The sequence below is a fragment of the Patulibacter brassicae genome (assembly GCF_033949425.1).
GTDB lineage: Bacteria > Actinomycetota > Thermoleophilia > Solirubrobacterales > Solirubrobacteraceae > Patulibacter > Patulibacter brassicae.
Genome location: NZ_JAXAVX010000018.1, coordinates 22964 through 44875 on the forward strand (window position 1 = coordinate 22964; position 21912 = coordinate 44875).

General features: G+C 75.1%; 22 protein-coding genes. 10 read left to right on the plus strand and 12 right to left on the minus strand.

The window, feature by feature from the left end; genetic code table 11:
* The first annotated feature begins 129 nt into the window (after positions 1-129).
* Positions 130-1101 carry a hypothetical protein gene (locus SK069_RS18955; protein ID WP_319955831.1) on the plus strand — a complete coding sequence of 324 codons (972 nt, stop codon included), beginning with the start codon at positions 130-132 and terminating at the stop codon, positions 1099-1101.
* 105 nt (positions 1102-1206) lie between these two features.
* Here the strand turns inward: SK069_RS18955 and SK069_RS18960 are convergent, their stop codons facing one another.
* Positions 1207-2703 carry an MFS transporter gene (locus SK069_RS18960; RefSeq protein WP_319955832.1) on the minus strand — a complete coding sequence of 499 codons (1497 nt, stop codon included), beginning with the start codon at positions 2701-2703 and terminating at the stop codon, positions 1207-1209.
* Between the two features lie 169 nt (positions 2704-2872).
* On the opposite strand from SK069_RS18960, the gene SK069_RS18965 reads away from it, so the two are divergent.
* Together SK069_RS18965 and SK069_RS18970 are read left to right on the plus strand one after the other, a co-directional pair.
* Positions 2873-3199, plus strand: a complete 327-nt coding sequence (locus tag SK069_RS18965; RefSeq protein WP_319955833.1) for a DUF4031 domain-containing protein — start codon at positions 2873-2875, stop codon at positions 3197-3199.
* The gene (locus SK069_RS18970) at positions 3196-3426 is read left to right on the plus strand and encodes a hypothetical protein (protein WP_319955834.1); all 231 of its coding nucleotides are present in this window, start codon (positions 3196-3198) and stop codon (positions 3424-3426) included. Before SK069_RS18965 ends, SK069_RS18970 begins: the two co-directional genes overlap by 4 nt.
* An 82-nt stretch (positions 3427-3508) precedes the next feature.
* Here SK069_RS18970 and SK069_RS18975 read toward each other — a convergent pair whose 3' ends face one another.
* Positions 3509-5065: an acyl-CoA synthetase gene (locus SK069_RS18975; RefSeq protein ID WP_319955835.1), complete on the minus strand. Its 1557-nt coding sequence runs from the start codon at positions 5063-5065 to the stop codon at positions 3509-3511.
* A gap of 94 nt (positions 5066-5159) precedes the next feature.
* Positions 5160-5540, minus strand: a complete 381-nt coding sequence (locus tag SK069_RS18980) for a tautomerase family protein (RefSeq protein ID WP_319955836.1) — start codon at positions 5538-5540, stop codon at positions 5160-5162.
* 216 nt (positions 5541-5756) lie between these two features.
* On the opposite strand from SK069_RS18980, the gene SK069_RS18985 reads away from it, so the two are divergent.
* The 3 genes from SK069_RS18985 (at position 5757) to SK069_RS18995 (ending at position 9967) form a co-directional block, all read left to right on the plus strand.
* Positions 5757-6419 (plus strand): Crp/Fnr family transcriptional regulator, encoded by a 663-nt coding sequence (locus SK069_RS18985; protein ID WP_319955837.1) that lies wholly within the window; start codon positions 5757-5759, stop codon positions 6417-6419.
* A 90-nt stretch (positions 6420-6509) separates the two neighbouring features.
* Positions 6510-8198 carry a virginiamycin B lyase family protein gene (locus tag SK069_RS18990; protein WP_319955838.1) on the plus strand — a complete coding sequence of 563 codons (1689 nt, stop codon included), beginning with the start codon at positions 6510-6512 and terminating at the stop codon, positions 8196-8198.
* Positions 8195-9967, plus strand: coding sequence for a CHASE2 domain-containing protein (locus tag SK069_RS18995; RefSeq protein WP_319955839.1), 1773 nt, complete (start codon positions 8195-8197; stop codon positions 9965-9967). Before SK069_RS18990 ends, SK069_RS18995 begins: the two co-directional genes overlap by 4 nt.
* Positions 9968-10092: 125 nt before the next feature.
* On the opposite strand, the gene SK069_RS19000 is transcribed toward SK069_RS18995, so the two are convergent.
* On the minus strand, positions 10093-10629 hold the full coding sequence (locus SK069_RS19000) for a ribonuclease H family protein (RefSeq protein ID WP_319955840.1): 537 nt from the start codon (positions 10627-10629) through the stop codon (positions 10093-10095).
* Between the two features lie 118 nt (positions 10630-10747).
* On the opposite strand from SK069_RS19000, the gene SK069_RS19005 reads away from it, so the two are divergent.
* Positions 10748-12202, plus strand: coding sequence for a Vgb family protein (locus SK069_RS19005; protein WP_319955841.1), 1455 nt, complete (start codon positions 10748-10750; stop codon positions 12200-12202).
* Between the two features lie 92 nt (positions 12203-12294).
* Here SK069_RS19005 and efeB read toward each other — a convergent pair whose 3' ends face one another.
* From efeB to efeU, 3 genes are read right to left on the minus strand one after another with little or no spacing between them, the layout of a single operon-like run.
* On the minus strand, positions 12295-13578 hold the full coding sequence (gene efeB / locus SK069_RS19010) for an iron uptake transporter deferrochelatase/peroxidase subunit (RefSeq protein WP_319955842.1): 1284 nt from the start codon (positions 13576-13578) through the stop codon (positions 12295-12297).
* Between the two features lie 4 nt (positions 13579-13582).
* Complete coding sequence (gene efeO / locus SK069_RS19015; RefSeq protein WP_319955843.1) at positions 13583-14788, minus strand: iron uptake system protein EfeO; 1206 nt, start codon at positions 14786-14788, stop codon at positions 13583-13585.
* Between the two features lie 37 nt (positions 14789-14825).
* Positions 14826-15713 (minus strand): iron uptake transporter permease EfeU, encoded by an 888-nt coding sequence (gene efeU, locus SK069_RS19020; RefSeq protein ID WP_319955844.1) that lies wholly within the window; start codon positions 15711-15713, stop codon positions 14826-14828.
* Positions 15714-15927: 214 nt separating this feature from the next.
* Here efeU and SK069_RS19025 point away from each other — a divergent pair, with 214 nt between their 5' ends.
* On the plus strand, positions 15928-17121 hold the full coding sequence (locus SK069_RS19025; RefSeq protein WP_319955845.1) for an aminotransferase-like domain-containing protein: 1194 nt from the start codon (positions 15928-15930) through the stop codon (positions 17119-17121).
* 98 nt (positions 17122-17219) lie between these two features.
* Here the strand turns inward: SK069_RS19025 and SK069_RS19030 are convergent, their stop codons facing one another.
* Together SK069_RS19030 and SK069_RS19035 are read right to left on the minus strand one after the other, a co-directional pair.
* A complete protein-coding gene (locus SK069_RS19030; RefSeq protein ID WP_319955846.1) occupies positions 17220-17621 on the minus strand; it encodes a type II toxin-antitoxin system VapC family toxin in 402 nt (133 codons plus the stop codon).
* A 26-nt stretch (positions 17622-17647) separates the two neighbouring features.
* Positions 17648-17935 carry a type II toxin-antitoxin system Phd/YefM family antitoxin gene (locus tag SK069_RS19035; protein ID WP_319955847.1) on the minus strand — a complete coding sequence of 96 codons (288 nt, stop codon included), beginning with the start codon at positions 17933-17935 and terminating at the stop codon, positions 17648-17650.
* Between the two features lie 150 nt (positions 17936-18085).
* On the opposite strand from SK069_RS19035, the gene SK069_RS19040 reads away from it, so the two are divergent.
* Positions 18086-18319: a FitA-like ribbon-helix-helix domain-containing protein gene (locus SK069_RS19040; RefSeq protein ID WP_319955848.1), complete on the plus strand. Its 234-nt coding sequence runs from the start codon at positions 18086-18088 to the stop codon at positions 18317-18319.
* A complete protein-coding gene (locus SK069_RS19045) occupies positions 18316-18720 on the plus strand; it encodes a type II toxin-antitoxin system VapC family toxin (protein WP_319955849.1) in 405 nt (134 codons plus the stop codon). Before SK069_RS19040 ends, SK069_RS19045 begins: the two co-directional genes overlap by 4 nt.
* 442 nt (positions 18721-19162) lie before the next feature.
* On the opposite strand, the gene SK069_RS19050 is transcribed toward SK069_RS19045, so the two are convergent.
* The 3 genes from SK069_RS19050 to cysT are packed head-to-tail and all read right to left on the minus strand — an operon-like array spanning position 19163 to position 21902.
* Complete coding sequence (locus SK069_RS19050; protein WP_319955850.1) at positions 19163-20230, minus strand: sulfate/molybdate ABC transporter ATP-binding protein; 1068 nt, start codon at positions 20228-20230, stop codon at positions 19163-19165.
* On the minus strand, positions 20227-21066 hold the full coding sequence (gene cysW / locus SK069_RS19055; RefSeq protein ID WP_319955851.1) for a sulfate ABC transporter permease subunit CysW: 840 nt from the start codon (positions 21064-21066) through the stop codon (positions 20227-20229). Before cysW ends, SK069_RS19050 begins: the two co-directional genes overlap by 4 nt.
* Positions 21063-21902: a sulfate ABC transporter permease subunit CysT gene (cysT, locus tag SK069_RS19060; RefSeq protein WP_406628315.1), complete on the minus strand. Its 840-nt coding sequence runs from the start codon at positions 21900-21902 to the stop codon at positions 21063-21065. The genes cysW and cysT overlap by 4 nt, the downstream gene beginning before the upstream one ends.
* Positions 21903-21912: the final 10 nt, after the last annotated feature.

The window sequence follows — 21912 nt, forward strand, 5'->3', positions numbered from 1 at the left end:
CCCGCCCGCCGCGGGACACCATCCGACCGACGAACCGGATTCCCGCCGACCGGAAGCCGGTTCGCGGCGCGCGCCGCCGGGTAGCGCAGCCCCATGAGGACGACCCTCGACCCCGCCCGCGGCTGACCGGTGCCCACCGCGCACCGCCTCGGCTTCGCCGTCAAGGTCCTCGGCGACGGCGGCCTGCCGTCGCACGACACCCGTCGGTGGCAGTCCGGACCGCACCTGCGCCACTCGCTGGAGCTGCTCGGCGCGATCCTCGAGCGACTCGAGCGGGACGACGTCCGGATGTACCGGCTGCCGACGCAGCTGGCGCCCTACGCGACCCTCCCGGGCCATCCGGAGTTCCACGGGCAGGTCGGGGAGTGCGCCGACGAGCTCGCGGCGATCGGGGAACGGGTGGCCGAGCTCGGCATCCGGCTCTCGAGCCACCCGGGCCAGTACACCGTCCTGAACTCCGAGAACCCCGAGACGCAGCGCGCCGCGGCGGCCGAGCTCGAGGTCCAGGGAGCGCTCTTCGACGCGATGGGGCTCGGGCCCGAGGCCGTCGTCGTGCTGCACGTCGGCGGGGCGGCCGGTGGCGCCGACGCGGCGCGCGGGCGGTTCGAGGAGGGCTTCGGGCTGCTCTCCGACGCGGCGCGCCGGCGGCTCGTGATCGAGAACGACGACCGGACCTTCGGACTCGTCGACGTGCTGCCGCTCGCGCGGGCGATCGACCGTCCCGTCGTCTTCGACGTGCTGCACCATCACTGCCACGACCCCGAGGGCCTGACCGTCGCCGAGGCGCTGCCGCTGGCCCTCGACACGTGGCCGGACGACGTCCGGCCGAAGATCCACTACAGCTCGCCCCGCACCGTGCTGGGCGAGAAGGAGCGCAAGGTCGGCCGGCGCGTCGAGCGCACGCCCGTCCTGCCCCAGCTGCGCGCCCACGCCGACACGATCGACCCGATCGGATTCGAGGAGCTGCTGCGCGGACCGCTCGGCGCGCGCGACGTCGACGTGATGCTCGAGGCGAAGGCGAAGGACCTCGCGCTGCTCGCCCTGCGCGACCACCTGGTGGGTCGCGGGTTCGCCTGGCGGGCCGGCGAGCTGCTCGTCTGATCGGGGGACCGGCCGCCGCCGTCGGGCCGCCCGGCCGTCGCGGGACGACGACGCCGCAGGCCCGGTGGCCGTCCGCGCGCGCCGGCGGACGGCCGACCGCGACGGTCAGTGCGCTCCCGCTCCCGCGCCCTCGACCGGCGGGGCGGAGGCGAGCTCCTCCCGGCTCGTGCGCACGAGCACGGCCGCGACGACCGCCCCGAGGAAGGTCAGGCCCGCGGCCCACCAGAACACCGTCGTGTAGCCGTGCAGGACGCTCTCGGCCCCGACGGCCGGGCCCGGATGGTCTGCGGCGTAGCCGTCGACCGCGCTGGCGAACAGCGTCGAGAGCAGCGCGATGCCGATCGAGCCGCCGACCTGCTGGGCGGTGTTCAGCATCGCCGACGCGACGCCGGTGTCGCGCTCCTGCACCCCGAGGGTCGCGGTCGAGAACGTCGTCGGGAAGAGGAAGCCGCCGCCGACCCCGATGACGAGCAGGCCGGGGAGCACCGCGCCGGCGTACCCCGCGTCACCGTCGATCCGCAGCGCGAACCACGCCGCGCCGATCGCCGCCAGGACGAGGCCGCCGATGATCAGCGGCCGCGGGCCGAACCGCGGCAGCAGGACCCCGGCCGTCAGGCCCGATACGACGATGATCGTGAGGTTCATCGGCATGAACGCGAGGCCCGCCTCCGTCGGCGTGTAGCGGAGGTTCTGCTGCAGGAAGTACGTCAGGAACAGGAAGACGCCGAAGAGCACGATCCCGAAGACCGCGATCGCGAAGTACGAGCCGCCGCGCGCCGGATCCAGGACCACCCGAAGGGGCAGCAGCGGCTCCGCCGCGCGGCGCTCGACGAGCACGAACGCCGACAGCACGATCGGCGCGATCACGAGCGCGACGATCGTCAGCGTGTCGCCCCAGCCGTTCGTCTCCGCGTTCGAGACGCCGAAGACGAGCGCGAAGAGGCCGACCGTCGCCGTGAGCGCGCCCGGCAGGTCGATCCCGCGACGGTGCCCGCCTGCGGTCCGGTCGCGGTGGTGCGCGCGGATGATCGACACCGACGCGACCGCGACCGGGATCGCGAAGAGGAGGTTCACGTACAGGCACCAGCGCCAGGAGAGCGCGTCGGTGAGGATGCCGCCCAGCAGCAGGCCGATCCCCGCGCCGACGCCGGCGATCGCGCCGTAGATGCCGAACGCCTTGCCGCGCTCCGCCGGGTCGGTGAACGTCACCGAGAGGATCGCCAGCGCGGCGGGCGCCAGCAGCGCACCGAAGACGCCCTGCAGCGCGCGAGCCGCGACGAGCACGCCGAAGCTCCCGGCCGCGCCGCCGAGCGCGGACGCCGCGGCGAAGCCCACGAGGCCGACGACGAACGCCTGCTTGCGGCCGAACAGGTCGCCGATCCGGCCGCCGAGCAGCAGCAGCGAGCCGAACGCCAGCGCGTACGCGGTGACGACCCACTGCCGGTTGTCGTCGTCGAAGCCGAGGTCGGTCTGGGCCGACGGCAGCGCGATGTTCACGATCGTCGCGTCGAGGACGACCGTGAGCTGGGCGACGCCGACGAGGGCGAGGACGAGCCAGCGACGTGCGTCGTTCACGTCGGGGCCCGCTGGTGCGGTGCTCATCATGAGCGCTCCTGGGAACGTGGGCGGCCGCGGCGCCGCGACCCGGGACGGCGCGACCCTACGCCGTGCGTCGCCCGGGTTGCGTGAGGCATCCGCTTGAACTTCCGGGCCGATGCTGGACACTTCCCGTGAGGGTGGGTCCCCCAGCGTCGCCGGCCCGTCCCGTCCCGTGACCGTCTACGTCGACCCCGCGATCTGGCCCTGGCGCGGGCGCCGCTGGTGCCATCTGCGCGCCGACGATCCGGAGGAGCTCTTCGCCTTCGCGGCGCTGCTCGGGCTGCCGCGCGCGTGGCTGCAGACGACGCCCGGCCGGCCGTGGAAGGACCACTACGACCTGCCGGAGGACCTGCGCTTCCAGGCGGTCGCGCTCGGCGCGGTCGAGATCGACGTCACCGGCGCCGCCCGGCTGACCCGTCGCCTGCGCGACCGCCACGAGGCCCGCGGGACGGCGGAGGACGGCGCGCCGCCGGACCCGGCACCATCCCGGGCACGATGATCACGCCCGAGCCGATCAACGCCCGCTTCGTCGGCGGCCCGCTCCACGGCGAGACGCACCTGCTCGCCCACCGCCTGCCGTTCGTGCAGGTGCCGGCACCGGGCGAGGAGTTCTTCGCGCGCCTGCACGTCGAGCGGCCGGAGGGCGTCGAGGACGCCTACCTCTACGCCGTCGAGGGCGCCCAGGACGAGGAGACCCTCGTCTACCGGCACGTGGCGGAGGCGTAGGCCGCGGGCCGCGCCCGGCCGTCGGCGTCGGCGGCGATCTGCACGCCGCTCGCGCGACGGGGGCACCGGCGCCCGCTCCCGCTCAGCGCGCCACGGCCGACCCGTCGCCGGAGAACCGCTCGCGCAGCTCGCGCTTCAGCAGCTTGCCCGACGGGTTCTTCGGCAGCACGTCGACGACGTGGACGGCCTTCGGCACCTTGAACGGCGCCAGGTGCTCCTTCGCGTGGGCGATCAGCGCGTCCGGCGCCGCGCCCTCGCGCAGGACCACGACGGCGGTGATCGCCTCGATCCAGCGCTCGTGCGGGGTCGCGATCACCGCGACCTCGGCGACGGCGGGGTGCGTGTAGAGCGCCTCCTCGACCTCGCGCGAGGCGACGAGGACCCCGCCGGTGTTGATGACGTCCTTCACCCGGTCGACGACGAAGACGTAGCCCTCGGCGTCGCGCCGGACGAGGTCGCCGGAGCGGAACCAGCCGTCGCGGAACGCCTCCGCGGTCGCCTCCGGCTTGCCCCAGTAGCCGGTGCAGAGCTGCGGCGAGCGGTAGATGCACTCCCCCAGCTCGCCGTCGGCGACGTCGCGGCCCTCCTCGTCGACGACGCGCAGCTCGACGAAGAGCACCGGCCGCCCGGCGGCGTCCGGGCGGGCGTCGTGCTCCTCCGGCCGCAGGACCGTCGCGAGCGGCCCGATCTCCGACTGGCCGAACGCGTTGTAGAAGCCGACGCCGGGCAGCGCCTCCCGCAGCCGCTGCAGCACCGGCACGGGCATGATCGACGCCCCGTAGTAGGCCTTCGTGAGCGTGCCGAGGTCGCGCGTGCGGAAGTCGGGATGCTCGCCGAGCGCGATCCACACCGTCGGCGGCGCGAAGAGGCTCGTGATCCCGTCGCGCTCGACGCGCTCCAGCAGGTCCGCCGGGTCCGGCGCCTCGACGAGGTGCGCGGTCGCGCCGAGCGCGAGGTACGGCACGAGGAACACGTGCATCTGCGCCGAGTGGTAGAGCGGCAGCGCGTGGACGGGGACGTCGCGCTCATCGAGGTCGAGGGCGACGATGCAGCTCACGTACTCGTGCACGAGCGCGCGGTGGGTCATCATCGCGCCCTTCGGCGCGGACGTCGTGCCGGAGGTGAACAGCAGCTGCGCGAGGTCCGCGTCGCGCACGTCGGCGACGACCGCGGGCACCGGGCCCTCCGCGGTCGCCCACGCGAGGACGTCCCCGGCGCCGCCGCCGTCCCCGTCGCGCAGCGTGCCGCGATGGCGCACCGCGGGCAGCCCGTCGGCGATCGCGTCGACCTGCCCGGAGAGCGACGGGTCGACGAAGACCGCGGCGCACTCGGGCTGCCCGACGAGGTAGCGCAGCTCCTCGCCGGCGACGTTGTAGTTCACCGGGACGTGGACGAGGCCCGCCCGGGCGCAGCCGAGGAAGAGCAGGACGTACGCGTCGGAGTTGCGGCCGTAGCCGGCGACGCGGTCGCCCTTCACGAGGCCGAGCCCCAGCAGGCGCGCCGCGACCCGGCTCACGGCCTCGTCGAGGGCGCGGTACGTCCACGACCGCGGGCCGGCGTGCAGCGCGACCCGATCGGGCACGCGCGCCGCGCTCCGGCGGACGAGGTCGGAGATGGTGCTGGGGAAGCTCGGGGTCATGGAGGCGCACGGAGGTCGGTCGACGACGGCGCCCCCGACGCTCGCGCCCGCGGCGGCGCCTGTCAACCGGCGGGCGCCCGCCTGCCTGGTGGTCCTACCAGCGCTCGATGCGGCCCTGCGAGAGGACCTGCCCGCTGCGCACGGTCGTGGCCGTGGCGCGGACGTTCTCGCGGGCGACGCCGACGCGGCGCGCGAGCGACTCGGCCGTGGCGAGGAGCAGCCGCTCGATCCGCTCCTGCGGGTGGAGGTCCGGGATCTGGACGTCCACGAGGACGGGGTGCTGCAGCTCGTCGAGCGTCGCGCCCGCGACGCCGCCGGTGACGTAGTGGCCCGGCTGGAGCCAGGTCCACGCGATCGAGATCCGATCGAGCGGGATGCCGGTCGCCGCGGCGATGTCCTCGCCGAGGCCCTCGATGACCGTCCGGACATCGACCGGCTCATGAGACGGCAGGGCGCGCACGTGGACGATCGGCATGCGCCCGCACGGTACCCGCTCCGGCGGACCGCTGGCGGGTCGTCGCTCCTCCGCCGTCGCGGCGTGCACCGGCACCACCCCGTCCGCACCGGCCCGGGACGACGGTGGACGCCGTCCGCGCCCACCGGGAACGCGACTCGCCGGGCGCCGCCTCCGGGAGTAGGCTGCTGGCCCGTGGCGAGCGGAGAGCGAGCACCCGCGCGGTCAGCCGCGACCGTGTCGACCTTCCTCGACGTCCTCGGCGAGGACGATCAGCGCGAGCTGCGCCGGCGCGCGGTCGTCCGGCGGTTCGCCCGCGGCAGCGCCATCGCCCACGCCAACCAGCTCGGCGACCGCGTCCTCGTCCTGCTCGACGGGCACGTGAAGCTCACGCGCGTGACGCCCGAGGGACGCGACGTGCTGCTGGCCGTCCGCGGCCCCGGCGACCTCGTCGGCGAGCAGTCGGCGATCGACGGGGCCGTCCGCTCCGCGTCGATCGTCGCGCTCGATGCCGTCGAGGCGCTCGCGATCGCGCCCGACGACTTCCTGAGCTACGTCACGACGGTGCCCGACGCGGCGCTGTACGTCATGCGCAACCTCAACGAGCGCCTGCGCGACGCCGACCGCAAGCGCGTCGAGCACGCCGCGCACGACGTCGTCGGCCGGCTCTCGGCCCGGATCATCGAGCTCTGCGAGCGGTTCGGCGTCGAGGACGACGACGGCGGCCTGCGGATCGACCTGCCGCTGACGCAGGAGGATCTCGCCGGCTGGGTGGGGGCCTCTCGCGAGGCGACGAGCCGCGCGCTGCAGCAGATGCGCGAGCTCGGCTGGGTCACCACGGCCCGGCGGTCCGTCGTCTGCCACGACGTCGCCGCGGTGCGGCGCCGCGCCGAGGGCTGAGCCGTGCGCCGCCCCGAACGCGACCCAGGTCACGCTCGACCGGTGACCGATCGCCTCCTTCGCCCCCGTCCCGCCCGGGAGGCTCCGGTCGTGTCCTGCGCACCGCCCTCCCCCGTCCGCGCCCTCGGGCGCTCGACGCTGCTGGCCCTCCTCGGCCTCGGCGCCCTCGCGGCGCCCGCCGGCGCGGCCGCCGTCCGCGAGTTCGTCGTCCCCCCGGTCGACGGCGTCCCCACGCGTCCGGCGGGCATCACCGCCGGCCCCGACGGCGCGCTCTGGTTCGCCGCGGCCGGGACGGCGCAGATCGGCCGCACGACGACGTCCGGCACGACGACCCTGTTCTCCGCGCGCGAGCAGCTCTCGACCGCGCGCCAGATCGCGCCGCCGACGACGACGGGCACGACGACCGTCCCGACGCAGACCACGACGCCCGCCCCCACGACCACCACGACGACCGAGCCGCCACCGCCCCCCACGCCGACCGTCCCGCACCGGATCGCCACCGACGCCGGCGGCCGGCTCTGGTTCACCGATGCCGCCGGCGGCATCGGACGGATCACCGCCGACGGGGCCGTGCGCCGGTTCGCCGCGCCGGCGGCCGGCGCGACCTCGGGCATCACGCGCGGGCCGGACGGGGCCGCGTGGTTCACGATGCCCGACGCGAACCTCGTGGTCCGTGTCGAGGAGGTCGACGGCGGCGCGGCGTACCGGCAGTACCCGCTGTCCGGCGACCGCGGCCCGACCGAGATCGTCACCGGGCGCGACGGGAGCCTCTGGTTCCTCGAGCCGCGCGCGAACGCCGTCGGCCGGCTCGCGCCCGACGGCCTCATCACGCACTACGCCATCCCGAGCGCCGGCGCCGACCCGCGGGGCATCGCCCTCGGCCCGGACGGCGAGATCTGGTTCACCGAGCGCGCGAGGCGCAAGATCGCGCAGATCACGACCTTCGGCGTCGTGACGGAGCTGTCGCTGCCGGGCACCGAGACGCAGCCGGGGGCCCTCGCCTCCGGTCCCGACGGGGCGCTGTGGTTCACCGAGCTCGCCGCCGCGCGCAACTCGATCGGCCGGATCACCGTGCAGGGCGCCGTGTCGCGCTACGGCCTGCCGAGCGCCGGGTCCGGTGCCTCCGACGGCATCGTCCGGCTCGGCGACGCGCTCTGGTACACCCGCGGTGCCGACCGCGTCGGCCGCGTCACGCCGCTGCCGGAGCCCGTCGCGGGCCGCAGCGTGAACCTCGAGCCGCTGTCGGGCACGGTGAAGGTCCGCCTGCCGGGCGCCAAGGTGTACCGCACGCTGCCCGACGTCGGCGCCCTCTTCCCCGTCGGCTCCCGGATCGACGCGCGCGCCGGGCGCGTCCGGCTGACGAGCGCCGTCGGCGCCGGCAGTCCGCTGACGAAGACCGCCGAGTTCCGCGACGGGATCTTCACCTTCGAGCAGTCGACCACGGCCCGCGACGGCCTCGTCACCGCGACGATGGTCGGTCGGCGCGAGAACTGCGCCCCGGCCGGCCGCGCCGACGCGCGCGGGCTCGTCCACGCGAAGAAGAAGGCCAAGCGGCGGGGCCGTCGTCTCTGGGGCAACGGCAAGGGCCGCTACCGGATCCGCGGCACCCGGGCGGCCGCCACCGTGCGCGGCACCCACTGGGGCGTCGAGGACACGTGCGCGGGCTCGTCCGTCGTGAAGGTCCGCGACGGGTCGGTGACGGTGCGCAACCTCGTGACCGGTCGCGACGTCGTGGTCCGCAAGGGCGGGCGCTACGTCGTGCGCCGCCCCCGCCGGTGAGCCGGGCGCCCGGCGGCCGGCGCGCGCGGGCGGCGCTGCGCTCCCGGACCGCCGTCCTCGTCGCCGCGGCGGTCCTGAGCGCGGCGCTCGCGTTCACCGCCGACCTCCTCGGCGGGCTGGCCAGCGCCGAGCGCACGACGGTCGACGCCCGCTTCCAGCTGCGTGGCGAGGATCGCGACCGAATCGGCCCGGTGCCGATCGCCGTCGTCGGGATGGACACGAAGAGCCTCGGCGAGATCGACGAGTATCCGCTGCCGCGGCGGTGGCACGCCCGCGTGATCGACCGCCTCGTCGCCGCGGGGGCGCGGGTCGTCGCCTACGACGTCCAGTTCACCGAGCCGTCCCCGAGCGCTCGAGACGACGAGGCGCTGCTGGACGCCGTCGACGCGGCGCCGCGGATCGTGCTCGCGGCGACGGAGACCGACCGCGACGGCGCGACCGCGGTCCTCGGCGGCCCGTCGATGCAGCGCGACCTCGGCGTGCGCGTCGGGCACACCGGCGTGGATCGCGACGACGACGGCGTCGTCCGCCGCTTCCGCACCGCGCGCGACGGCCTCGTCGCGTTCCCGGTCGTCGCCGCGGAGCTCGCGACCGGGCGTCGTGCCACCGCAGCCGACGGGTCCGGGCGCTGGGTCGACCTCGTCGGTCCGAGCGGGTCGTTCCCCCGGTACTCGCTCGTCGACGTGGCGAAGGGCCGCGTCCCGGCCGCGCGGCTGCGCGGGCGGATCGTCGTCGTCGGCGCGACGGCCCCGTCGCTGGGCGACATCCACGCCACCGCGACCGACGCCGCGATGCCCGGACCGGAGCTCCTGGCCAACGCGATCGCGACGACGCTGCGCGGCGACCCGATCCGCGACGCCGGTGGGGCGTGGAACGTGCTGCTGACCCTGCTGGCGGCACTCGCGGCGCCGCTCGTCGCTCGTCGCCGCGGGCCGGTGAGCACCGTCCTCGCCGCCGCGGCAGCGGCGCTGCTCCTGGGGGTCGTGGCCTACGGGGCGTTCCTCGCCGATCGCGTCGTCGACGTGGCGACCCCGGCGCTCGCGCTCGGCCTCGGCACGCTGACGGCGCTGGCGATCTCGACGGCGTTCGAGGCCGCCGGACGACAGCGCACCCGCGAGGTCTTCGCCCGGTTCGTCGCCGCCGACGTCGTCGACGACGTGCTCGCCGAGACGGGCCGCGACGTGCGCCTGGGCGGGATGCGGACCGACGCGAGCGTGCTCTTCTGCGACCTGCGGGGCTCCACGGCCCTGCTCGAGCGGCTGGACCCCGAGGAGGGGATCGCCGTGCTCAACCGGTTCCTCGCCGCGATGAGCGACGCGGTCGACCACCACGGCGGCACGATGGTCGGGTTCCGCGGCGACGGCCTGATGGCGGTGTTCGGCGCGCCGCTGGCCCAGGAGGACCACGCCGACCGGGCGCTGGCCGCGGCGCGCGAGATGACGGGGCCCGCGCTGCGCGGGGTCCTCGCCGAGCTCGCCGCCGACGGGCTGGAGACGGACCTGCGGATGGGCGTCGGGATCGCGTCGGGCCTCGTCATGGTCGGCAACGTCGGCTCGCAGCGGCGGATGGAGTACACGGCGATCGGCGACCCGGCGAACGTCGCCGCGCGGCTCGAGGGGATGACGAAGGACCATCCCCACCCGATCCTGCTGAGCGACGCCACCCAGGCGCGGCTGGCGCGCCGCGACGGCCTGACGTCGCTCGGCGCGCTCGCGGTGCGCGGCCGGTCGGGGACGATCGTCGCCTGGGGCGCGGACCCCGGCCCCTGACGGACGGCCCGCACCCGCGGACCCCGACGCCTGACGGACGGCCCGCACGCGCGGACCTCGGCGGCGGGACGGCAAGCCCGTCCCCGGGACGATCGTCGCCCGGGGCGGCGGCCGCCGCGCCGCCGTCAGCGCCGCGCGGCCTCCGCGGCGGCCGCGACGGCGAGCTGGTCGGCGCGGTCGTTCAGCGCCTTGTGCGCGTGCTCGGACCCGGTCTCGTGGCCGCGGACCCAGTGCCAGCGAACCGCGGCGTGGCGCCCGATCTCGGCGTCGAGGGCCTGGACGAGGTCCTGGTTCTTCACCGGCGAGCCGGACGCCGTCTTCCAGCCCTTGCGCTTCCAGCCCGCGAGCCACTGCGTCATCGAGTTCAGCACGAGCTGCGAGTCGGTGACGATGCAGACGGTGCTGCCGTCGGGCAGCGAGCGCAGCCCCTCGAGGACCCCGGTGTACTCCATCCGGTTGTTCGTCGTGTCCGGGTCGCCGCCGGAGAGCTCGACGGGCGTGCCGCCCTCCTCGGCCGGCGGCACGACGATCGCCGCCCACCCGCCCGGTCCCGGGTTGCCCTTGCAGGCCCCGTCGGTCCAGATGAGCGTCTCGCCCGGGCGCTGCTCGACGGGGGTCTCGACGACCTTCGGACGGGGACGGCGTCGGCGCGGCGCAGGCATCGGCGGGCGAGGATAGTCGCGCGGGCCCCCGGACGAGCCCCGCCCGCGCGACCGACGACGCCCCCTGGACGCGTCATCGGTCACGGTCGGCCGCCCGCCGGGCGACGACGATGTCGCCATGGTCCACCGCGCCTCCTTCCGCTCCCCCCGCCGCGCCCTGCCGCTGGCCGCCGCGACGGCGTCGCTCGCCCTCGGCCTGCCCGCCGTCGCCGGCGCCGCCCCGTCCGTCGACGGCGACTTCGCCCTCCCCGAGCAGCCCGTGCGGCTCGCCGCCGGCCCCGACGGCAACGTCTGGGCCACGATCGGCGGCGCCGACGACGTCGCGCGCGTCACCCCCGACGGCACCGTCACGACGTTCGACCTGCCCGGCGTCACGAGCCCCGTCGGCATCGCCAGCGGCCCGGACGGCGCCCTCTGGGTGACGCAGTCCGGCGGCGTGGCGCGCTTCGCCGCCGCCGATCCGGCGGGGACGACGACCGCGACGCCCCTGCCGTCGATCGTCGACCCGCGCGAGATCGTGGCCGGCCGCGACGGCGTGCTCTGGTCCGCGTCGGGCGACAAGGTCCTGCGGATCCCGTCCGCGGCGCCCGCGACGGCCACGGCGACCACCGTGCCCGGCATGAGCGCGCGCTCGATCGCGCTGGGCGCCGACGGCGGACCGTGGATCGCGGACTTCGGCAACGAGCGGGTCGTGCACCTGCAGGCCGACGGCAGCTCGCCGTCGTTCGCGTCCTCGCGCAGCGGCGGCGGCCCGCAGGGGATCGCCGCGGCCCCGGACGGTCGCGTGGCCTTCACCGACCCGACGGCGAACCCCCACGTCGTCGGACGCCTGACGCCCGGTGGGACGCCGGCCTTCACCGAGCTGCCGGGCACCGACCCGTTCGGGATCGTGCACGCCGCCGACGGCGCCTTCTGGACCGCGCAGTTCGCCGGCGACCGCGTGAGCCGGATCGCCGACGACGGCACCGTGACGAGCGTCGCGCTGCCGGCCGGCTCCGGACCGCGCTACCTCACCCCCGGCCCGGCGGGCAGCACCACCGTGTGGGTGGGCCTGGAGACGACGAAGCGGATCGTCCGCATCAGCGGCCTCGTCCCGCCGACGAGCGGCGGCGGGACCGGTGGCGGCGGGGCGGCCGGCACCGGCGACGCCCCCGGCACCGGCGGTCCCGGGACGACGCCCGTGACCATCCGCGGCCTGCGCGTCAGCCCCGCCCGCTTCGTCCCGGGCACCCGCCTGCGGGCGGCGACCCGCCGCCGAGCCGCCGTCGGCACCCGGATCAGCCTGCGCTCGAACGTCGCCACGACGGTGACGCTGCGGATCGAGCGCGCCGTCATGGGTCGTCGCAAGGGCGGGACCTGCCGGCCCAAGGGTCAGGTCCGGCGCGGTGCCTCCTGCGTGCGGCGCTGGACCGGCGTCACGACGATCCGCAAGGCCGTCGGCACCACGACGACCCGGGTGACCTTCCTCGGCCGCGTGAAGGGCCGCAGCCTGCCGGCCGGGCGCTACCGCGTCCGCGCGACGCTCGGCGGCGCGACGGCCGGCGGCCCGAGCGCGGCGTTCCGGATCGGCTGATCCTCGAGCGCCGGCCGGCCCCCGCCGCCGCCGCGCCGCCGATCGTCCGCGGACCCGGCTGCGCACGACCGGCCGCGCGGGACCGGCGCCGCTCAGGCGAAGAGGTCCTGCGCGAGCCACCGGCCGCGCCCGATCCCGCCCGGGATCGCGAACACGGCGCTGCCGGTGTGCTTGATGTACTCGTTCAGCGCGTCGGCGGTGCCGAGCCGGCGCTGCAGGGCGGCGAACTGGCGGTGCGGGTCGCGCTGGTAGGCGAGGAAGAAGAGCCCCGCGTCGAGCTGCCCCGTGCGGGGGTCGATGCCGTCGGTGAACGAGTAGCCGCGACGCAGGAGCTCGATGCCCTTCGTCGTGTCGGGCGACGCGAGGCGGATGTGGGCGGTGTCGCCGATCAGCGGCAGCCCGTCCCCGCCCCGCGCGCGCAGGTCGACCGGGTCGAACTCGTCCTGGCGACCGATCGGCGCGCCGGAGATCTTCCGCCGGCCGATGACGCGCTCCTGCTCGTCGATGGCGGCGCGGTCCCAGGACTCGATGAGCATCCGGATCCGACGGGCCACGAGGTAGCTGCCGCCCCGCATCCAGCGCTGCGGCTCGTCGGGTGCGACCCAGACGTGCCGGTCCAGGCGCTCGGCCTCCTCGGCCCGCAGGTTGTTCGTGCCGTCCTTGAACCCCATGAGGTTCCGCGGCGTGTCCTGGCTGCGGCTCGTCGTCGACGTGCGGCCGAACCCGAGCTGGGTCCAGCGCAGGACGACGACGCCGCGCCCGAGCCGGGCGAGGTTGCGCACCGCGTGGAAGGCGACCTGCGGATCGTTGCTGCAGGCCTGGACGCAGAGGTCCCCGTCGGAGCGCTCGGGGTCGAGCTGGTCGCCCGGCAGCGCGCCGAGCCGCCGCAGCGCGGCGGGACGCCGGTGCGCGAGCCCGAGCCGGTCCTCGCCGTCCCGCTCGAAGAACGACGGGCCGATCCCGAAGGTCACCGTCAGCCGCGCAGGAGGCAGCCCGTGGGCCTCCCCCGTGTCCTCGGGCGGCTCGCCGTCGCTGGGCGCCAGCGGGCCGACGGCCTGGCCGGCGGTCAGGCGCTCCGCCGCCTCCGTCCAGATCTGGAACAGCTCCCGGACCTGCGCGACGTCGTCGGTCAGCAGGTCGAAGGCCGCGAAGACGAGCCGGTCCTGCGCCGGCGTGGCGATGCCGGCCTGGTGGGCGCCGTGGAACGGGACCGTCGCGCCGTGGTCCGGCGCCTCGTCGCTGGCCTCGGCGATCGCGTAGCCCCCGGCGCCGGCGGCCCCGGCCACGCCGACCGCCCCGGCGACGCCGAGGAGGCCCCGTCGGGTCAGGCCACGGCGGGAGGTGCCGTGGGCGGGCTGTGCGGCGCGGTCGGTCACCGCCCTAGTGCAGCACCTTGCCGGCCACGAGGGAGAGCGGCTCGGCCAGCGCGTCGATCTGCTGGCTGAAGCGCTTGCGGTCCGCGTCGGTCAGCTCGTCGTAGAGCGCGAAGCCCAGCGGGGTCTTGCGACGGTACGCGTCGAGGCCCTCCTGCACGTCGGCGAAGCGCGCCTGGATCGTCGTGACGAGCTCGCCCTCGCCCCGCTCCTTCAGCGCGGGGACGAGCAGCTCGAACGCCTTGCGCGCGCCCTCGAGGTTCCCCTGGAAGTCCGCGAGGTCGGTGTGCGAGTAGCGGTCCTCCTCGCCGGTGATCTTCGAGTTGGCGACCTCGTCCAGGAGGCCGAGCGCGCCGTTGGCGAGCTGCGCCGGCTGGATCTCGACCTGCTTCACCCGCGCGGCCAGGGCGCCGATGTCCTTCTGGAGCTTCGTGGCGTAGCGCTCGGTGCCCTTCGTCGTGTCCTTCGTCCACAGGATCTGCTCGATCCGGTGGAAGCCGGTCCACTGCGCCCTGTCGGCGACGTCGTTGACGCGCGCGTCGATCTGCGGGTCGAGGTCGCCGAAGCTCTCGGCGATCGGCTCGATCCGCTCGTAGTGCATGCGCAGCGGGCCGAACTGGTCCTTGGCGCCTTGCAGGTCGCCGCCCTTCAGCGCGGCGACGAAGGGCGCCACGCCCCGGACGAGCTCGGCCGTCTCGCGCTCGACGTAGGCCTTGTACTGCTCGACGGCCTTCGCGAGCGCCGGATCGTCGGCGTCGCCGGGCGTGGCCACCGATCCGCCGGTGACGGTGAGCTTCGCCTTGCCGTAGTGCGGATCGTCCTCGCCGTTGGCCGCGAGGATGCAGTTCATGACGTACGTGCCGGGCTGCAGCGTGAGGCTGAAGTTCCCGGACAGGCCCGGCGCGAGGTTCTCCTTCTCGCCGAGGATGATGCCGTCCTCGTTGAGGACCTCGAACTCGTCGACCTGGCTCGAGGACGGGTTCTTCGCCTCGAAGGTCACGGCACCCGACCGGACGCTCGCCGTCGCCGGCTCGCAGCCGCCGTCGCCGATCGTCACCGCGACGCGCTGGCTGCTCCCGCCGGCCGTCGTCGCCGCCGCGCCCGAGCCGCCCGTCGTGGCCGTGTCGTCGTCGCTGCCGCATGCGGCCAGGCCGGTGGCCGTCACGCCGGCCGCGGCGAGCGCGAGGAGGCGGGAACGTGAGAGACGCTGCATGGGTGCTCCTGGGATCGGTCGCCGCGCCGCGCGGGCGTCAGGCGGTCTGGGGGGCGGCGGCCTGGGCCGGCGTGCCCCGACGCCAGCGCTCGGGCCACAGGACGAAGGCGAGCATCGGCACGGCGTACGCGGCCCAGCCGATGATCTCGGCCCACGACGGGTGCGGCCGGATGCCGAGCAGCGCCGTGACGAGGTTCGAGAAGACGTTCTCGGCGTTGGGCTCGATCACCGACGAGAGGTCCAGCGGCGAGTGCTGGAGGCTCGTGTACCAGCCCGCCTCGAACGCGGAGTGCGCGGCGGAGGCCACGAGCCCCGCCGCGACGACGACGAGGAACGCGCCGGTGATCTTGAAGAACCGGGTGAGGTTGATCCGCACGCCGCCGCGGTAGATCCCCCAGCCGATCAGCGCGGCCAGCAGCAGGCCGAGGGTCACGCCGACGAGGACGCTGGCGCGCGAGTAGCCGGCCGCCGAGAGGTCGGCGCTGAAGTACGGGACGATGAAGACCGCGGTCTCGAAGCCCTCGCGCAGGACCGCGAAGAACGCCATCACGACGAGCGCCGTGCTCGATCCGGTCGCGATCGCCGCGGCCGTCGAGGCGCGCAGCTCGCTGGCCATCGTCCGCGCGTGCTTGCGCATCCAGATGATCATCGTCGTGACCATCCCCACGGCGACGAGGGCGACGATCGACTCGAAGCCCTCCTGCTGCTTCTGCGGCAGGTTCTCGCCGGCGATCTCGAGTCCGACGCCGACCCCGATGCAGATGAGCACCGCGATCGAGACGCCGATCCAGACGTAGCGCAGCAGGTCGCGCCGACCCTGCTGGACGAGGAACGCGGCGATGATGCCGACGATCAGCGACGCCTCGACGCCCTCGCGGAGGCCGATGACGAACTGGACGACGGGAAGGGTGGCGAGCGTCGACATGGCGGAGGACCGTCGCCGCCGGGGCGCCGGACGGCGAGCGATGGTAGGGCACCCTGATGCGGCCCCGCCGGTTCTGGGCGCCTCCCCGCCGTCCTGGCGTACGGGCACTCGGAACTCGTCCGATCGGCGCTCATCGGGCGCCGACGCACGTCCGGACCGGCGGCGGGCGAGCGGGCGGCGGCGTCCGGGCGCGCGCGAGCCCTATCCTCGGCGGATGCTCGCTCCCGAGACCCCGACGGCTCCCGTGGCCGCGCGTCTGCGCGGCGTGGCGAGCTCGCCGGTACGGGAGATCCTCGCCCTGACCGAGCGCGCGGGCGTCCTGTCCTTCGCCGGGGGCCTCCCGGCACCGGAGCTCTTCGACGTCGCCGGGCTGCGCGAGGCGTTCGCCGCGGTGCTCGCCGACGGCGCGGCGGGCCGCAGCCTGCAGTACTCCACGACCGAGGGCGATCCCGAGCTGCGCCGGCGCATCGCGGACCGCCTGACGGCTCGCGGCGTGCCGACCGATCCCGACGGGCTGCTCGTCACGAGCGGCTCGCAGCAGGCCCTGACGCTCATCGCGGCGGTGCTGCTGGAGCCCGGCGACCGGATCCTCGTCGAGTCGCCGTCCTACCTCGCCGCGCTCCAGGCCTTCCAGCTCGCGGGCGCGGTCCCCATGCCGGTGCCCTGCGACGAGGACGGCCTCGATCCGGACGCCCTCGACGCGCTCGTCGCCGAGCACCGCCCGAAGCTCCTCTACACCGTCCCGACGTTCCACAACCCGACCGGCCGCACCCTGCCGGAGGACCGCCGCGTGGCGCTCGCCGACGCGATCGCCCGCCATCGGCTGTGGACGGTCGAGGACGACCCCTACGGCGAGCTGCGCTACGCCGGCGATCCGGTGGCCCCGCTGGCGGCCCGCCCGGACGCCGCCCCGTACGTCCTGGCGCTCTCGACGCTGTCGAAGGTCGCCGCGCCCGGCCTGCGGATCGGCTGGGTCCGCGCGCCCGAGTCGCTGCGCAAGCCGCTGACGATCGCCAAGCAGGCCGCCGACCTGCACTCCTCGACGATCGACCAGGCCGCGACGGCGCGCTGGCTCGCCCACGCCGACCTCGACGCGCACCTCGAGAACCTGCGGTCCGTGTACCGGGAGCGACGCGACGCGATGCTCGCCGGGCTGCCCGACGCGCTGCCGGAGGGCTCGGTCTTCAACCGCCCGGACGGCGGCATGTTCCTCTGGGTCCGGCTGCCGGAGGGCCAGGACGCCACGGCGCTCCTCCCTCGCGCCCTCGACGAGCAGGTCGCGTTCGTGCCCGGCGCGCCGTTCTACGCCCGCGACCCCGACCCGCGCACGCTGCGCCTGTCGTTCACGACCCACGCGCCGGAGACGATCGTCGACGGCCTGCGCCGGATCGCCGCCGCGTTGCGCTGAGGCCTCAGGCCCCGGCCGGTATCCCGTCGCCCGGAGGTCAGTCGCCCGGGAGTCAGTCGCGAGCACCGCGCCGCCAAGGTAGCGGCCGGGTCGCGGTCTCACGGTTGCTGCGGCCCGGGCAGATCGTCGGGATAGACGACCTCGATCTCGGCGATCGTCCGTGGGAAGTCCTTCCGGTTGTTCGTGACGAACCGATCGGCGCCGGCCGCCACGGCGCTGGCCAGATGCGCGGCGTCGGCAGCGCGCAGGCCGTACGCCACGGCGAGCGCGAGGGCGAGTCGCCCCGTGGCGCCGTCGAGCGGATGGAGTTCCAGTCGGCTGAGCAGGCTGACGAGCGCGGTCGTCTCCGCCGAAGCCGGGTCCTCGCGCAGTGGCTTGGCGAGGACCTCCGCGAGCAGCAGCACCGACCCGGTGCCGACCGTGGTTCCCGGCGCGCCGGCGAACAGCTCCGCGACCCGAGCACCGAGCGGGTGCCCCGCCGCGGCGGCGTAGATCAGCACGTCCGCATCGAACGCCGTGCGAACGCTCATCGCACGGATCGGCCGTCGCGGACGTCCGCGACGAGCTCCTCCGCCCGCTCGGCGCTCAACGCCGGTGCGCGCAGCGGCGCGTCACGAGCACGCGCCAGCAACGCGTCGACCTCGTCGGCCCGACGCCACGCCTCCGGTGCTCGACGCGCACGAAGCGTCTCGGGCGACACCAGCACGGCCACGACCCGCCCATGACGCGTGATCTCCACCTCCTCGCCGGCCTCGACCCGGTCGAGCTGGGCGGGCAGGGTCTGCCGCGCGGCGCTGGCGCTGATGGTGGACACGTCTCGACTGTACGTCACCGTACATCGACGTACAACCTCAGCCGTCGTCGACGCCCACCCGCGCGCCCCGCTGCATCGCCCGGGAGTTCACGCCCGAGAAGACCACCACTGCCGTACCGAAGATGGCAGCACTGCTGCTACTTTGCCTGCATGGGTGCCGTAACGATTCGCGACGTTCCCGACCCGGTCCGGGCCGAGCTCGGTGCCCGAGCGGCGCGGGCCGGACAGTCGCTGCAGGAGTACCTCCGCGCCATGCTCATCGAGACCGCCGGCCGCCCGCCGGTCGACGACGTCCTGGCCCGCGCGCGCCTGCGCGTCGAGACCACGGGGACGCGCCTCGATCCCGCGTCGATCGTCGCCGATCGCGACCGCGACCGCCGGTGACCGACCGCCTCGTCTGCGACGCCTCCGCGGTCGTCGCGGCGCTGCTCGACGGCGGGCCGGCAGGGACGTGGGCCGCCGGCCAGCTGCGCGGCCGGGCCCTCGTCGCCCCGGACCTCCTGCCGTTCGAGGTCGCCAACGTCCTGCGCCGCCAGGAGCTGGCGGCCGCCGTCACCGCCGACCAGGCGGCGCAGGCGCATCGGGACCTCGTCGACCTCGCCGTCGAGCTCTGGCCCTACGAGCTGCTCGCCGGTGGATCGTGGGCGCGGCGCGAGACCCTCTCGATCTACGACGCGGCCTACATCGCCCTCGCCGAGCGCACCGGCGCGGACCTCATCACGCTCGACGTCCGCCTCGCCCGCGCGCCGAACCTGCCCTGCGAGGTGCTGACGCCGCCCGAGTGAGCCGCCGCGGACGCCTCGTTTCGGTCCGGAACCCTCCCCACGAGCGCCCCAGGAGCGCTGACGCGGACGACGTGACCCCGAGGCGTAGAGATGGTCGCGCCGCGCGGTGCGGCGCGTGCGAGGTGTCGTGCTCGACCGGCTCCGTCGTTCGAGGTCGACGTTCCGCACGGAGGACGTGTCCAACGTCGTTCTCGGCGGAGCGTCGGCGGCGAGGTCGACGTTCCGCACGCTCCCGCCGTACGAGGCACGCGTGGTCGGGGCTCCGCCACCGCGGTGCCGGGCCAGGCATGGCAGGGCTCGCTCGCACCTGGCGCGGACGGGGTCGGCGGAACTCCCTCGCAGAGGTGTCGGCCCGGGGGTTCCGGGCCGACGTCCGCGCGCCGAGGGCCGCGCAGCGGGCCGGACTCCCGTCGCAGATGCGGGGCTCCGACCGTGCTGGCCGTCAGGCGACCTCGACGCGGTCCTCGCCCGGACGGCCGAGCCGGACGAAGAGCGCCTGGCCCTGGTGGAGGTCCAGGCGGGCGGCCTCGCCGCGCGTCGTCTGGGCCGAGAGGGCCTCGCCGCCGCTGTCGCGCAGGTCGACGCGGACCTCGAAGCCGAGGTGCACGACGCGCTCGACCGTGACGGGCTCCGCGTCGTCGATCCGGCGCAGCGAGAGGACGAGATCGTGCGGGCGCACGAGCTCGCCGCGCAGGCGCGCCGTCGGTCCGAGGAAGCCCTTGACGAAGTCGTTGGCCGGCTCGTCGTAGACCTCGCGCGGGGTGCCCCACTGCTCGATCCGGCCCTCGGCCAGCACGGCGATGTGGTCGGCGACGTCGAGCGCCTCCTCCTGGTCGTGCGTCACGAGCACCGTCGTGACGCCCGTCTCGGTCTGCAGCTGGCGCAGCCACTGGCGGAGGTCCTCGCGGACCTTCGCGTCCAGCGCGCCGAACGGCTCGTCGAGCAGGAGGACCTTCGGCTGGACGGCGAGCGCGCGGGCGAGCGCCATCCGCTGGCGCTGGCCCCCGGAGAGCTGCGAGGGGTAGCGGTCCTGGTAGCCGTCGAGGCCGACGATCTCCAGCAGCTCGTCGACGCGCTGGCGGATCTCGTCCTTCGGGAGCTTGCGGATCGACGGGCCGAAGCCGACGTTGTCGCGGACCGTCAGGTGCTTGAACGCCGCGTAGTGCTGGAAGACGAAGCCGATCTCGCGGCGCTGCGGCGGCACGAACGTCACGTCCTCGCCGCCGATCCGCACGACGCCGCCGTCCGGGACCTCGAGGCCGGCGATCGCGCGCAGGAGCGTCGACTTGCCCGAGCCCGACGGCCCGAGCAGCGCCGTCAGGGAGCCGCTCGGGATCGTCAGGTCGATGTCGCGCAGCGCGTGGTAGTCGCCGTAGTGCTTCTGCAGCCCGCTGACGGCGATCTCGTGCGAGCCGGACGCGATCGCCGTCGACCCCTCGACGAGGCCGTGCAGGTCCGCGGCGCTCGGGGCGGTGCCGTCGGTCCTCCGCGGCGCGTTCTGATCGGTCATGCGGCATGCCTCTTGCGGTCGAGGACGGTCATCAGCAGCAGGGTCAGGATGGCCAGGGCCATCAGGAGCGTCGACGCCGCGTAGGCCCCGAACGTGTTGTGGTCGTCGATGTAGCGGGCGTGGACGAGCAGCGTCAGCGTCTGGGACTCCCCGGCGACGCCGGCCGAGACCATGATCACCGCGCCGAACTCGCCGAGCGCGCGGGCGACCGTCAGCACGACGCCGTAGGTCAGGCCCCAGCGGATCGCCGGCAGCGTGATCCGCCAGAACGTCTGCCAGCGCGACGCGCCGAGCGTCGCGGCGGCCTGCTCCTGCTCCTCGCCGATCTCGCGCAGGACGGGCTCGACCTCGCGCACGACGAACGGCAGGGTCACGAAGATCGTCGCGAGGACCATGCCGGGCAGGGCGAAGATCACCTTGAAGCCGGTGTCCTCCACGAAGCCGAACCAGCCGTCGGCGCCCCAGAGGAGGATGAGCGACACGCCGACGACGATCGGCGAGACCGCGAACGGCAGGTCGACGATCGCCTGCACGACGCCGCGCCCGCGGAAGCGCCCGCGGACGAGCGCCAGCGCGGTGACGATCCCGAAGACGACGTTCACCGGCACGACGATCGCGATGATGAGCAGCGACAGCTGCAGCGCGGAGATCGCCGCCGGCGTCGTGATCGACGACCAGAAGGCGCCGAACCCGTCCTCGAAGGTCCGGTAGAGGATCAGGACGATCGGCAGCAGGACGAGGATGCCGAGGTACGCCAGCGCGATGGTGCGCAGCGTCAGGGTCGTGCGGCGACTCGGGCCCACGCGGGAGCCGACGCGGTCGACGACGGAGCTCATCGGGCGGCCTCCTCGCGCCTCGTGGCCCGGCTGCTGACGATCCGCAGCAGGAACAGGACGGAGAAGGCGATCACGAGCAGGGCGAAGGACACCGCGGCGGCGTTCACGACCCGGTCGATCTCGATCTGCTTCTGGATGTACTGCGAGGCGACCTCGGTCTTGCGCGGCACGCCGCCGCCGATGAGCACGACGGAGCCGTACTCGCCGATCGCGCGCGTGAACGCGAGGCCGGTGCCGGTGAGGATCGCCGGCAGGAGCGCCGGGAGGATGATCCGGCGGAAGGTCGTGGCCGAGCTGGCGCCGAGCGACGCGGCGGCCTCCTCGACCTCCTTGTCGAGCTCCAGCAGCACCGGCTGGACGGCGCGCACGACGAACGGCAGCGTCACGAACAGCAGCGCGATGACGAGCGCCGGCCGGGTCGCGTTGAGCTGCACGTCGAACGGGCTCTGCGGCCCGTAGAGCGAGAGCAGCACCATCGACGCGACGATCGTCGGCAGCGCGAACGGCAGGTCGATCAGCGCGTTGACGAACCGCTTGCCCGGGAACTCGTCGCGGACGAGGACCCAGGCGATGAGCGTCCCGAGGACGACGTTGACGAGCGCGACGACGAGGGAGACGCCGACGGTGACCAGCAGCGCCGCGCGGGCGGCGGGCAGGTCGATCGCGTCGAAGAAGCCGCTGATGCCGTTGTCGAACGCCTTGGCGCTGATCGCCGCCAGCGGCAGCAGGACGATGAGGCTCAGCCACAGCGTGGCGATGCCGAGCCCCAGGGGCCCGACACCGCCCGCGGTGCGCTGGGAGAGGCGGCGGCCCGCCGGTCGACGGTCGGCCTGCACCGACGAGGAC

What these genes read in the sequence shown, in the direction of transcription:
- efeU (WP_319955844.1), bottom strand. Translation starts at nt 15,713, where the DNA reads ATGTCGACGCTCGCCACCCTTCCCGTCGTCCAGTTCGTCATCGGCCTC.
- SK069_RS18970 (WP_319955834.1), top strand. Translation starts at nt 3,196, where the DNA reads ATGATCACGCCCGAGCCGATCAACGCCCGCTTCGTCGGCGGCCCGCTC.
- SK069_RS18980 (WP_319955836.1), bottom strand. Translation starts at nt 5,540, where the DNA reads ATGCCGATCGTCCACGTGCGCGCCCTGCCGTCTCATGAGCCGGTCGAT.
- SK069_RS19040 (WP_319955848.1), top strand. Translation starts at nt 18,086, where the DNA reads ATGGGTGCCGTAACGATTCGCGACGTTCCCGACCCGGTCCGGGCCGAG.
- SK069_RS19025 (WP_319955845.1), top strand. Translation starts at nt 15,928, where the DNA reads ATGCTCGCTCCCGAGACCCCGACGGCTCCCGTGGCCGCGCGTCTGCGC.
- efeO (WP_319955843.1), bottom strand. Translation starts at nt 14,788, where the DNA reads ATGCAGCGTCTCTCACGTTCCCGCCTCCTCGCGCTCGCCGCGGCCGGC.
- SK069_RS19005 (WP_319955841.1), top strand. Translation starts at nt 10,748, where the DNA reads ATGGTCCACCGCGCCTCCTTCCGCTCCCCCCGCCGCGCCCTGCCGCTG.
- cysW (WP_319955851.1), bottom strand. Translation starts at nt 21,066, where the DNA reads ATGAGCTCCGTCGTCGACCGCGTCGGCTCCCGCGTGGGCCCGAGTCGC.
- SK069_RS19000 (WP_319955840.1), bottom strand. Translation starts at nt 10,629, where the DNA reads ATGCCTGCGCCGCGCCGACGCCGTCCCCGTCCGAAGGTCGTCGAGACC.
- SK069_RS19050 (WP_319955850.1), bottom strand. Translation starts at nt 20,230, where the DNA reads ATGACCGATCAGAACGCGCCGCGGAGGACCGACGGCACCGCCCCGAGC.
- SK069_RS18975 (WP_319955835.1), bottom strand. Translation starts at nt 5,065, where the DNA reads ATGACCCCGAGCTTCCCCAGCACCATCTCCGACCTCGTCCGCCGGAGC.
- SK069_RS18960 (WP_319955832.1), bottom strand. Translation starts at nt 2,703, where the DNA reads ATGAGCACCGCACCAGCGGGCCCCGACGTGAACGACGCACGTCGCTGG.